This window comes from Clostridium sp., assembly GCF_036642255.1.
Classification (GTDB): domain Bacteria; phylum Bacillota; class Clostridia; order Clostridiales; family Clostridiaceae; genus Clostridium_J.
The window spans coordinates 25,242-37,925 of record NZ_JAVWDJ010000026.1 but is presented as its reverse complement, the minus strand read 5'-3'; the positions used below and the strand labels follow the sequence as shown (position 1 = coordinate 37,925).

Annotated in this window: 13 protein-coding genes; 2 read left to right on the top strand and 11 right to left on the bottom strand. The window is 32.2% G+C overall.

What is annotated here, in order from left to right; all coding sequences use genetic code 11:
* Positions 1-362 precede the first annotated feature (362 nt).
* The 10 genes from upp to RR409_RS13840 all read right to left on the bottom strand — a co-directional run bounded on the left by upp (position 363) and on the right by RR409_RS13840 (position 8,846).
* A complete protein-coding gene (gene upp / locus RR409_RS13885; protein ID WP_332558367.1) occupies positions 363-992 on the bottom strand; it encodes a uracil phosphoribosyltransferase in 630 nt (209 codons plus the stop codon).
* Between the two features lie 21 nt (positions 993-1,013).
* Positions 1,014-1,463, bottom strand: coding sequence for a ribose 5-phosphate isomerase B (gene rpiB / locus RR409_RS13880; protein WP_332558366.1), 450 nt, complete (start codon positions 1,461-1,463; stop codon positions 1,014-1,016).
* Between the two features lie 143 nt (positions 1,464-1,606).
* The gene (locus RR409_RS13875; protein WP_332558365.1) at positions 1,607-2,059 is read right to left on the bottom strand and encodes a low molecular weight protein arginine phosphatase; all 453 of its coding nucleotides are present in this window, start codon (positions 2,057-2,059) and stop codon (positions 1,607-1,609) included.
* Between the two features lie 51 nt (positions 2,060-2,110).
* Positions 2,111-3,160: an L-threonylcarbamoyladenylate synthase gene (locus RR409_RS13870; protein ID WP_332558364.1), complete on the bottom strand. Its 1,050-nt coding sequence runs from the start codon at positions 3,158-3,160 to the stop codon at positions 2,111-2,113.
* A gap of 137 nt (positions 3,161-3,297) precedes the next feature.
* Positions 3,298-4,026, bottom strand: coding sequence for a ZIP family metal transporter (locus tag RR409_RS13865; RefSeq protein WP_332558363.1), 729 nt, complete (start codon positions 4,024-4,026; stop codon positions 3,298-3,300).
* A 72-nt stretch (positions 4,027-4,098) separates the two neighbouring features.
* Complete coding sequence (locus tag RR409_RS13860; RefSeq protein WP_332558362.1) at positions 4,099-4,671, bottom strand: hypothetical protein; 573 nt, start codon at positions 4,669-4,671, stop codon at positions 4,099-4,101.
* 120 nt (positions 4,672-4,791) lie between these two features.
* The gene (prfA, locus tag RR409_RS13855; protein WP_332558361.1) at positions 4,792-5,874 is read right to left on the bottom strand and encodes a peptide chain release factor 1; all 1,083 of its coding nucleotides are present in this window, start codon (positions 5,872-5,874) and stop codon (positions 4,792-4,794) included.
* 322 nt (positions 5,875-6,196) lie between these two features.
* Positions 6,197-7,048: a peptide chain release factor N(5)-glutamine methyltransferase gene (gene prmC / locus RR409_RS13850; protein ID WP_332558360.1), complete on the bottom strand. Its 852-nt coding sequence runs from the start codon at positions 7,046-7,048 to the stop codon at positions 6,197-6,199.
* Positions 7,049-7,192: 144 nt separating this feature from the next.
* Positions 7,193-8,125 carry a DUF1385 domain-containing protein gene (locus tag RR409_RS13845; RefSeq protein ID WP_332558359.1) on the bottom strand — a complete coding sequence of 311 codons (933 nt, stop codon included), beginning with the start codon at positions 8,123-8,125 and terminating at the stop codon, positions 7,193-7,195.
* 88 nt (positions 8,126-8,213) lie between these two features.
* Positions 8,214-8,846 carry a thymidine kinase gene (locus RR409_RS13840; protein ID WP_332558358.1) on the bottom strand — a complete coding sequence of 211 codons (633 nt, stop codon included), beginning with the start codon at positions 8,844-8,846 and terminating at the stop codon, positions 8,214-8,216.
* Between the two features lie 259 nt (positions 8,847-9,105).
* Between RR409_RS13840 and rpmE the strand changes: the two genes are divergently transcribed.
* On the top strand, positions 9,106-9,315 hold the full coding sequence (rpmE, locus tag RR409_RS13835; protein WP_332558357.1) for a 50S ribosomal protein L31: 210 nt from the start codon (positions 9,106-9,108) through the stop codon (positions 9,313-9,315).
* A gap of 195 nt (positions 9,316-9,510) precedes the next feature.
* Positions 9,511-9,708 (top strand): alpha/beta-type small acid-soluble spore protein, encoded by a 198-nt coding sequence (locus RR409_RS13830; protein ID WP_332558356.1) that lies wholly within the window; start codon positions 9,511-9,513, stop codon positions 9,706-9,708.
* A gap of 307 nt (positions 9,709-10,015) precedes the next feature.
* Here the strand turns inward: RR409_RS13830 and RR409_RS13825 are convergent, their stop codons facing one another.
* Positions 10,016-12,457: a heavy metal translocating P-type ATPase gene (locus tag RR409_RS13825; RefSeq protein WP_332558355.1), complete on the bottom strand. Its 2,442-nt coding sequence runs from the start codon at positions 12,455-12,457 to the stop codon at positions 10,016-10,018.
* Positions 12,458-12,684: the final 227 nt, after the last annotated feature.

Genomic DNA, 12,684 nt, shown 5'->3' with positions numbered 1-12,684 from the left:
ACTTATACTTATACTTATACTTATACTTATACTTATACTTATACTTATACTTATACTTATAGCTACTCTGTAAACTCACGAAACTCTGCTGTGGTTATCTTATACATAGTAATTATGGGATTTATTATTTATCTTAAAGCCATAGATTTTCCCTATGAAATAAAAATATAAAAGGGCTGTTTCAAAACTAGTTTTATACAAAAACCTTAGAACACCTCTAAATATATTTAAAGTCTCTAGGCTTACATTTACATTTCTCTATGAAAAATATAGATATTATTCTACATAGAGTAAAGAGGCCTACTCACAGTGCATGTTTATACATTGTGAAAAGCCTCTTTTATCTTTAACCCGTCTATAAATTACTTAGTTCCAAACAATCTATCTCCAGCATCTCCAAGACCTGGTACAATATATCCATGATCATTTAGACATTCATCAATTGCAGCTACATAAATATCTACGTCAGGATGAGCATTCATTACAGCCTTAATCCCTTGAGGCGCAGCTACTAAACACATAAGTTTAATGTTTTTGCCTCCTCTTTTCTTAAGAGCATGAATTGCATCAACTGCTGAACCACCAGTTGCTAGCATTGGATCTGTTACTATTATGTCTCTCTCTTCAATATCCTGTGGTAATTTACAGAAATATTCCACTGGCATTAAAGTTTCTTCATTTCTATAAAGACCAATATGTCCAACCTTAGCTGCAGGGATAAGTTTTAACATACCATCTACCATTCCAAGACCAGCTCTTAGTATTGGCACAATAGCAAGTTTCTTTCCTGCAAGAACTTTACACTTAGTTTTACAAATAGGTGTTTCAATTTCAATCTCTTCAAGTTGAATATCTCTAGTTACTTCATAAGCCATAAGCATAGCAACTTCTTCTACAAGCTCTCTGAAATCCTTTGATCCTGTATTTTTATCTCTTATAAAAGCCAACTTGTGTAATATTAATGGATGCGCGATTTGTGTTACTTTACTCATTTAAAATTCCCCCTAAAGTTATTATTTATTATATTTTTTCTCAATTTCACTAATTTTATCAATTCTTCTTTGATGACGATCTCCCTCAAATTTAGAATTTAAGAAAGTGTCTACTATATCAATAGCAAGACCTGGTCCAACTATTCTTTCACCAAGAGTTAAAATGTTAGCATTATTATGTTCTCTTGTAGCATGGGCACTAAAAGTATCACTACAAAGTGCTGCTCTTACTCCTGGAATTTTATTAGCTGCTATGCTAATTCCAATCCCAGTTCCACATACTAGTATTCCAAAGTCATAGTTTTTAGCTACTACTTCTACTGCAACTTTTTCTGCAAAATCTGGGTAATCACAAGATTCTTCACTGTATGCTCCAAAATCCTTAAACTCTATACCCTTTTTTTCTAGATGGTTTATTATTTCTTTCTTAAGTCTTAATCCACCATGATCGCTTCCTAATGCTATTTTCATCTTTAGCACCTCCATAAAATTTTAAAAAGATATGTTCCTTTAGTAAATGTTTATCTTAGTATGTTTCAAATTGCTCCAAAATCTAACTAGACACTTATCACTTTTATTGGAACTTATATACACACAAAAAAAAGATATCAGTATTAGCTACTAGTATCTCTTTTTATTTTATCCACTAGGGATAAGATGTCCTCTTTAATCATCTCAAAAGTTTGAGAATAGACATCTATATTGCCGCCAAAAGGGTCAACTACGTCTCCCTCATTGCCGACAAACTCCCTAAGGCTATGCACTTTTTCGTTAAATTGTGGAAAATTCATAACAATCACATTTTTCATATGCGAAGTCATTGTTAAAACTAAATCTGCTTCCATCAACATCTCCTTAGTTAGCTGAACAGCTTGTCTATTGGAGATATCAATGTCATAATTATCTTTCAAAAGCTTTGCTGTATGTTTTGATGCAAGAGAAAATGGGACTATTGACAACCCCGCTGAAGTCGCCTGTACATTATCTAAATGGGAAATATAATTAAATATAGCTTCTGCCATATTACTTCTACATGTATTTCCTGTACAAACAAATAATATCTTCATATTTCTCTCCTTTCTTAGGCTTTTGAATTAAAATAATAAATCATAAATTCTTTAAACCTGAACTATGTCAAAACCAGCACTTTTTTTCAATCTATTCATTATAGCTATACCCACACCTTGTTCTTCGAAGGCCTCACAGAGAATTATATCTACCTCTATGGCATCAAAGCTTCTTAAGACTTTGAACAAGTTTTGTCCTATTTCTTCAAGGTTATTTCTACTTCCTAAAGACACTACAATACCATTTTTATAATATTCTTTAGTTTCGTCTGTTGCTATAATTCCAACCTTCTTTTCATGTTCTATACTATTTAACACTATTTCATTGATTTTTGCAACAGTTTTTTTGATATCTCCCTTTATAATTTTAACTGGAGCTTTTGGAGCATAATGTCTGTACTTCATTCCAGGAGCCTTAGGCTTAAAATCGCTACTAGGCTTACTTAAAACTGCTGGGTCAATGTAAGTTTCTTCATCTATTTCTCTCAGCATCTCAATAGTAATTGCACCAGGTCTTAATATACAAATTGGCTGAACAGTACAGTCAACTATTGTAGATTCAAGTCCTACCTCACTGTTTTCTCCACCTAAAATATAATCTACCCTTCCACTTAAATCCTCGATACAGCTTTCTACATTTGTAGGACTTGGCCTACCCGAAATATTGGCTGAAGGAGCTGCAATTGGTGTTTTAGCTGCCAATATCAATTCTCTTGCGATGTTGTTTGAAGGCATTCTAATCCCAACGGTAGACAAATTAGCACTAGTTATATCAGGCACAATATCACTTTTTTCAAAAATCAAAGTAATTGGCCCTGGCCAAAACTTATCCATGATTTTCTTAGCAATAGTTGGTATTTCCTTTACATATGGTTTAATATTAAAATCTCCAACATGAATTATTAAGGGATTATCTTGAGGTCTCCCCTTAGCAACAAAAATTTTCTCAACAGCGTCTTTATCTAAAGCATTTGCTCCTAAGCCATAAACTGTTTCAGTGGGAAATACTACAAGCCCTCCATTTTTGATAACTGCAGCTGCATCCTTAATTATATTTTCATCTAAATTTTCTTCACTTAATACCGCTACTTTTGTTTTCATCCTTTACACCTCAAAAGTTCTTTTCACATTTTACTATCATATATAAACTTGTTTACTCTTAGCATTTAATTATTCTTCCACGGGTACCCAAATCCTAAGTTGAAGCTTCCCTTCTACAACGAAAATTTTTGTAGAAGCTAGATAACATTTATCATAATAAACCCAAAAATCACTCCAGCTAAGATAGTAATAGCATTTGCATAACCATTTGAGAGTTCATTACTTTCTGGTATCATTTGCCCAAATACCACATAGAGCATTACTCCACTAGCAAAGGCAATACAGTATCCTAAGAATGCCTGGGAAATTGTTCCGACTAAAATTCCTATCCATGCCCCTATAGCAGTGGGTAACGCAACTAAAAAAGCATACCATAAAATCTTTAATGGTTTCACTCCTGAAGCTATAAGTGGTGCTGCTATGGCAATCCCCTCTGGCATATCATGAATGGAGATAAGGAGACTCATCTTGATTCCTAAGTTAGCCTCTTTTACAAATCCAAATCCCATAATAATGCCTTCTGGAAAATTATGAAGCATGAGCCCTAAAGCCATCAAGAATGCTACCTTCTTATGGCTATTGGAAGTCCACTTTTTATCCTTGCTTAAGTAGTCTGTAAAAGCAATAACTATTATACCCATTAATATAGTAATTAAAGCCATATAAAAGTTAGTCTTTTCCACAGATTCAGGTATAAGTTCTAAAAATATTATTGAAATCATAATACCAGAAGCTATTCCCATTATACTTCCTAAGAACTTTCTAGAAGGCTTTTTAATAGTCACCCCTATGAGTGCACCCAACAAGGTTCCTATTAAGGATACCACTGCTGAAAAAAGTCCTATAACAAAAATTGTATTGTTCATATATATTGTTACCCCCATAAATAAAAAATAAAACTGTTACTAACAATCTATTTATCTTTATGTGGGTTTATTCTACTTTCTGCACTCTTTAACTTTCTCTACTGCACTTTCAGTAAAATTTGCATTAACACAATATTTATATAAAAAGTTTAATAAAAGATACTTCTTTATTCCACCTTTTCTAATAATAAAGAAAAAGTAAGGCCCTTCATCTGGCATCTTAATCTTATTGTATACTCTATCTACTTCCCTATATTTATCTAAAACCTTGAAATCTAAGTGTTGTAATCTTTTATTTCTGAACCTGGACTTTGTTACAATCAATAGATCAAAATACTTTTCATTATTTAACACATGGACTATAGCCACTTTATCTATAGAAATGTTATATTTTATTTTTGCTGCACTTGTAATTATAGTAAGCTTAAGTCCTTGGACCTTAAAACTTAAATATTCCTCGTTATACCTTATTGCCATAGATAGCAATACTAAAGCCTCTAGGAGTATTAAGTAAAATATAAAGAACACATTGAACTTTCCACTTATATTTAACGCAATGGGCAATAATAGAAAAATAAAGCCCATTGAGAGCATAAACCTTTTATAAGATTTTTTTTGCTTTCGTAGGACTTTATCTATATCCATAAAACACCTTCCAAATCATAAGATGATTACTAAATTGGTCTTATTTCCATTGAATATCACATATGATGAATACCCCAAAAATCATCTTAACTTAACTAGTTATTTTTAAGTATGTCAAAATTAAAAATTATCACGATTTCCCATAGCCTGCATTTTTTCAGCTTGATCTGTTGTAATTAAAGCATTTAACATTTCATCAATATCACCATCAAGGAAAGCATCCAGTTTGTAAATGGTTACTCCTATTCTGTGATCTGTAACTCTTCCTTGTGGGTAGTTATAAGTTCTAATTCTTTCACTTCTGTCACCAGTACCAACTTGGCTCTTTCTATCTTCAGCAATTCCTGCAGATCTCTCTGCTTCTGCTGCCTCAAAAAGTCTAGCCTTTAACATCTTCATAGCTTTTTCTTTGTTCTTTAACTGAGATTTTTCATCTTGGCAAGAAATAACTAAACCTGATGGCATGTGAGTTAATCTAACAGCTGAGTCCGTAGTGTTAACACTCTGTCCACCGTTACCTGAAGATCTAAATACATCAATTCTGATATCATTAGCGTTGATTTCAACTTCTACGTCATCTACCTCTGGGAGTACCGCTACAGTAGCTGTAGATGTATGAATTCTTCCACTAGATTCAGTATCTGGAACCCTTTGAACTCTGTGAACTCCACTTTCGTATTTTAACTTACTATAAGCTTTATCTCCCTTAACCATGAATACTACTTCCTTGAAACCTCCAATATCAGTTTCATTCATACTCATAATTTCAACTTTCCATCTATTACGCTCAGCATATCTAGTATACATTCTGAAAAGATTTGCGGAAAAGAGAGCAGCCTCGTCTCCACCAGCACCACCTCTGATTTCAATGAACACGTTCTTATCATCATTAGGGTCTTTTGGTAAAAGAAGTATTCTAAGCTCTTCTTTGAAAGTTTCACAATCATGAGTAAGAGATTTTATTTCTTCTTGAATCATTTCTCTCATATCTCTATCTGATTCTTCATTAAGCATCTCTTTATTTGCTTCTAAATTTTCTTCTGCATCTCTATATTGTCTATACTTTGTAACTATTATCTCTAATTCCGCATGTTCCTTACATAACTTTTGCCATTCCTTTTGGTTGGCCATTACACTAGGATCACTTATTTTATTTGATAATTCATCGTACTTATTCTCTAAAAAATGTAATCTATCTAACATTACTTATCACTCCATATTTAAATTCTATTTATTAGGAAGCACTTTAAATTTTCTATTATACATAGTTTAAGCTGCTTCCCTTCAGCTCATTTCAGCCTACGCATTTACTTAAACTTATTACCCTAAATCTTTTTAAGATACACATAATACTTATCTATAAAATCACATAACTTTATACCTAGTATACACTTTTAACATAACAAAGCTCCCAAAGAATAAACTTTGTTAAAACTCAAAAGCGTAGCACCTATAATCAAAATAATTTTACATCATATCATTATAACATAAAAAACTTTATTTTCAATTTTTATCTCGAAAATTTTTATGGTAATTTTCCTATAACAACCCTAGGATTTCCTGATAAGTCTTCTATGGAGTAAACATTGATATATCCCTCACTTTTTAATATTTCCATTACTTCCACTCTTTGATCATAACCAATTTCAAAAGCTAAATATCCTCCTGAGGTTAAAACCTCCCTGCACTGTGATGTAATCTTCCTATAAAATATAAGCCCATCGTCTCCACCCCAAAGTGCAATATATGGCTCATAACTTTTTACATCCTCCATTAAGGTGGGAATTACTTCTGTTCTAATATAAGGCGGATTTGAAACTATCATATCAAAGGTTAGTTTTTCCTCTATTGCTCTAGTTAATAAATCACTTTTATAAACCTTAGAACTATCTTCTAAAGATAGTTTTTTTATATTATGACCTGTAACTTCTAAGGCAGTATCACTTATATCATATAAGGAAACCTTAGAAGCCTTAGTATGATAAGCAAGGGAAAGCCCTATAGCTCCACTTCCACAGCATACATCGCAGATATTTGAAAAATGATTTTCTTCAATAATTTTCATAGCTTCTTCAACTAAAACTTCTGTATCTGGTCTCGGAATTAGAACACCTTCTTTAATCATAAACTCTAATCCCATAAATTCAGTATGTCCTAAAATATATTTTACCGGCATTTTATTTTTTCTAAGCTCTATGAGTTTAAGAAAGGCTTCTTCCGTGTCTGAAGTCACTTCTAAATCCCTATTCATCATTATAAACAACTTTTCTACGTTTAAAACCTTGCATAAGAGTAATTGGGTATCTATAAGGTAACTATCAATATTATGCTTCTTAAGTACTTCATATCCTTTAGCTAGCAACTGAGATATCTTCACTTTATGACCTCTTTTCAGTTCAATATACACTTCTTATCTACATTTATTCTCTACTTTACTAATTTCTAATCCTTTTTCAAAATATACTTTAACTAACTTAGTATTTAGGAAATGAAATCAGGTCACTATTTACTTAAATTAATTTTAGTTATCATCTTCTTTTACTATGGCATCCTCTATACCTTCTGCTGCCTTTAAAGATGCTATAGCAACTTCTATCATAGTTAAATCTGGCTCCTTAGTAGTTAGCCCTTGAAGCTTTAAACCTGGTGCTGCCACAACCTTAGCAAAGTAATTATTACTCTTTCCAAGCCATCTAATTACTTCATAGGTTACCCCTGAAACTAGTGGCAGTAATAAAATTCTCCATATAATTCTACTAATAATGGACTGATACCCAGTAAAGGAAAATATAACAATACTTATAACCATTACTAAAAACAAAAAGTTAGTTCCACATCTTGGGTGAAATCTACTAAATCTTTGAGCATTTTCTGGTGTCAATTCCACACCTGCTTCATAACAAAAAATCGTTTTATGTTCTGCACCGTGATATTGATAAACCCTCTTAATATCCTGCATTTTTCCCACAAGAGTAATATATAATAAGAATATTGCTACTCTTATTATTCCTTCAGTAATATTTAATATAATAGTGTTGTTAGTTATATTACTTTTAATGAAAGTTGTGAGTAGTGTCGGTGTGATAAAGAAAAGTAACATAGCAAGTACTAAGGACAACACTAAGGAAAATCCCATGATCACATCATTAGTCTTTTCTTTAAAGATCCCCTCAAACCATTTATCAAATTTTGAAGGTTCTTCTTCTTCCTCCAAAAATGAAGCGGAGAACTCTAAACTTTTCATTCCAATAATTAAAGATTCAACTAATGAAACAAAACCTCTAATTATTGGTAGTGAAAACAGCTTATGCTTTTTTGTAAAGCTATCATAATTTTGTTTTTTAATTTCTATTTTTCCACTAGGTAATCTCACAGCGGTGGCTAATCCTTTGGCCCCTCTCATCATTACCCCTTCAATAACCGCTTGTCCCCCAACTGATACCTTTTTTCCCATAGTAACACCCACTTATCAATTATTTTTGTATCTTATCCTCTAAGGTATCTTTTTAATATAACTAGCCAGTATACTAGTGTACTTTATTTTAAATACCTAAAGCAATTTCTAATTGCCTTTCACTTAATTCTCTCTCATATTGCTCCTTATACATAAAAAAGCATCTCGGACATAAGGCTTCATATTCAACATTGTCTTTTTTATCAATAGCTATTTGTTCTCCCTGAAATACAAACTTACCGTTTATTAATCTTCCATTTAATAATGCCTTTTTACCACATTTACAAATAGTTTTAAGTTCCTCTAAGCTATGAGCTAATAAAAGTAATCTTTCGCTGCCTTCAAAACCATTCATTTGAAAATCTGTTCTTAAGCCATAACAAATGGTAGGTATATCTAACTTAACTGCGATCTCAAATAACTCATCTATATGATGAGATTTGAAAAACTGAACCTCATCTCCTAATATACAATCAACATTGCCATTTTGCTCTATATATTCCTTAACTTTTTCAAATACATTATCACTACTTTTTATTAATAAATCTACATTTCTTGTAACTCCTAATCTTGAAACCACTTTGTTTCCACCCTTAGTATCTGTTTCAGGTTTTATAACAATAACCTTCATTCCTCTTTCCTCGTAGTTATGAGCCACCTGTACTAAATTTGTAGACTTTCCACAATTCATAGCTCCGTATCTAAAGTATAATTTACTCATATTTTCCCTCCATAGTTTCAAGATATAATACCTATGTTTATTCTATAAGAAATATTCAGGTTTATCAAATTAATATTTATGCCCAAAACTTTATTTTTATCGCTAAAAGTCCTAGAAACCGCTAAATCACTATATATTCTTAACTTCTTATATTTAAAAAAATATAAGAAGTTTTATTCTTGACCTAAGTATTTCACTATGATATAATTAGGAAGTTGATAATACGGATATATATGTTGTTTCGAAAGAGGTGAAAAATATGCAAGAAGGATTACATCCAAAATATAACCATGATACAGTAGTTAAATGTGCATGTGGTAACACTTTCACAACTGGTTCTGTTAAGCCAGAATTAAAAGTGGAAATTTGTTCTAAATGTCATCCATTCTTCACAGGCAAACAGAAAAATGTTGATGCTGGTGGAAGAGTTGATAAGTTTATGAAGAAATTCAACCTTAAAAACGACTAATCATATATATTTTTACGAGGAGAAGGAAACTTCTCCTTTTTTGTGCAAATTTTTCCTCTATTTCCTCCATTTTAATAGTTTATTAAATTTTAATTAGCACACAATAATAACACTTAATTGATATTCATTAACAAAATGATTATCGATTGGTAATTCAATAAAATTATAGTTTAATTAAAAAAGGAGGAATTTGAAATGGCAAACAACAATAACAACAGAGCATTAGTACCTGAAGCTAAAGAAGGTTTAAACAAATTTAAAATGGAAGCAGCTCAAGAAGTAGGCGTTAACTTAAAACAAGGCTACAATGGAGACCTAACTTCTAGAGAAGCTGGATCAGTAGGCGGACAAATGGTTAAAAAAATGGTAGAAGCTTACGAAAGAAACCTATAATCTAAATAAATAATAATAAGAGAGAGCTGGGTAGTTCAAACTATCCAGCTCTCTCTTATTCGTTGGCTTTATTACTGCTTTTTTATTACTATTATTAAGCTTTCCTTTTAAATTCCCATTATGATTAAAATAACTATAATATTTCTATTAATTTCACTGCAATAACCTTAGGAAAGATAACGCTCCTGTTCATCATTAGATTTGAGTTAAATCTCCTTCCATAAGTGGTTGAAGAAAATGAATTTATTCATCATTTAAATAACTAGAGAGCCACTGATTCTACCTCAGTAACTCTCTAATATATCTCTTAGGCTAAGGGTTTAAAACCCTTTAATCTTAATGCATTTAATAATACCGATACAGAACTGAAACTCATAGCAAGAGCTGCAATCATTGGATTTAAAAGTGGTCCTCCAAATACATAAAGTATTCCCATAGCTACTGGTATTCCTAAAGTATTATAACCAAATGCCCAAAACAAGTTTTGCTTGATATTTGATATTGTTTTCTTACTTAACTGAATAGCTGTTGGAACATCCATTAAGTCACTTCTCATTAGAACTATATCAGCAGATTCCATAGCTACATCAGTACCAGAACCGATAGCAATTCCAATATCTGCTTGAGCAAGAGCTGGAGCATCATTAATTCCGTCTCCTACCATGGCAACTTTTTTCCCTTGACTTTGAAGTTTTTTAACCTCATTAGCTTTATCCTGTGGCAATACTTCTGAGATAGCAACATCTATTCCTACTTGCCTTGCAATAGCATCAGCTGTTCTCTTATTATCACCAGTAAGCATAGCTACTTCTATACCCATAGAATGTAGTTTTTCAATGGCTCTCTTACTGCTTTCCTTCACTGTATCTGCCACAGCAATAATACCCTTAAGTTCATTGTTTATAGCAACATACATTGGTGTTTTGCCTTCTGACGCTAAGGTATTAGATTCCTCTTCTAAGTCTTCAATAGAAATGTTGCTTTCTATCATAAGCTTTTTATTACCAAGAAGTATGTCCCTATCATCAATAGTAACCTGAATTCCCATACCTGCAATAGCCTTAAAGTTTGAAGTATTTTTAAACTCTATCCCCTTCTCTTCTGCATGCTTAACTATAGCTTCTCCAAGAGGATGTTCTGAACCTTTTTCTGCACTTGCAGTGATTTGAAGTAACTCTTCCTTTGAAATGTCATTTACAATTATATCTGTTACCTTAGGTTTTCCTTCTGTAATTGTACCAGTTTTATCAAATACGATAGTTTTAATTTTGTGAGCAGTTTCTAGTGCTTCTCCACTCTTAATTAAAACTCCATATTCAGCACCTTTTCCTGTACCAACCATTATAGCCGTTGGAGTTGCAAGACCAAGCGCACAAGGACAAGCAATTACAAGTACTGAAATAAAGATAGTTAGAACAAATACAATTGTTTCTCCGTAAATTAACCAACCTAAAGATGAAAGAATGGCAATACCAATAACTGTTGGTACAAAGTATCCTGAGATAATATCCGCTAGTTTTGCAATTGGAGCTTTTGACCCCTGAGCATCTTCTACTAACTTTATAATTTGAGCAAGAGCAGTATCCTTGCCAACTTTTGTTGCCTTGTATTTTATAGATCCATTCTTATTTATACTTGCACCAATAACCTTTGAACCTATAGTTTTTTCCACTGGAATACTTTCCCCTGTAAGCATAGATTCATCAATAGAGGTTATTCCTTCCACCACTTCTCCATCTACAGGTAATTTCTCACCAGGTTTTACAAGGATTATATCTCCAACTTCTACATCATCTATAGAAATAACAACTTCCTTACCTTCTCTAATTATGGTAGCTGTTTTTGGAGCAAGCCCCATAAGTTTTTTAATAGCCTCAGAAGTTTTACCCTTAGTTACAGACTCTAAATATTTACCTAAAGTAATTAAAGTTAGTATGGTCGCTCCTGATTCAAAATACAATTCATAAGCATAATCCACATTACCATCTAAAATTTGATATATGGCAAATAATCCATATAAAAATGCAGCCCAAGTTCCAATAGAAATTAAAGAATCCATATTAGGGCTTTTCATTATTAAGGACTTAAATCCTACTTTAAAGAATCTGCGTCCTGCTATCATTACAGGAATTACTAAGATTAGTTGAGAAATTGCATAATTAATTGGGTTTCTCATTGGATCAAAGAACTCTGGAAGCATATATCCCAGCATATGAGCCATGGATATATAAAGAAGTGGAATTGTGAATACTGCTGACACTATAAATCTTGTCCACAGATTTTTAATCTCTTTTTCTTTATTTTCCTTGTCCTGATCTACTGTAGTTTCTTCTTCAATAGCTATATAACCAGCCTTTGTAATAGCTGCCTTAATATCTGAAATTCTTAACTTTGAAGGTTCATAAGCCACAGTTAACTTTTCTGTAGCTAAATTTACATTCCCCTCCACTACTCCATCTAACTTTCTCACAGCTCTTTCCACAGCCTTAGAACAAGATGCGCAAGTCATGCCTCCTACTTTAATAGTAGCTGTAGTAGTTTCCACAGAAGCCTTATAGCCTGCTTTTGTTATTGCTGCACTGATTGCATCTAAATTTGTTTTATTTTCATCGAAGGACACTGAAAGCTTTTCTGTTGCTAAGTTCACACTTGCTTCAGTAACTCCCTCTACTTTTTTACTTGCTCGTTCCACAGCTTTAGCACAAGCTGCACAGGTCATACCCTGTATTTTCAACATTTTATTTTCCATGTTAAAGTCTCCTTTCAATGAATAAATTAGTATTTCACTATTTTCATTGTATACTAAGATTTCCAATTCTAATTTTCAGCATATAAGTTATATCATTATTTCTAAATGGTTTTGTTAGTTAAACTAACTAACACCAAAGAGAATGCAAACATAAAATCATAAATTAAAGTGATTTATCTTTGGCATTCCATATATTAATTCTTTTCTTTTTATATAAGTTTTAAAGA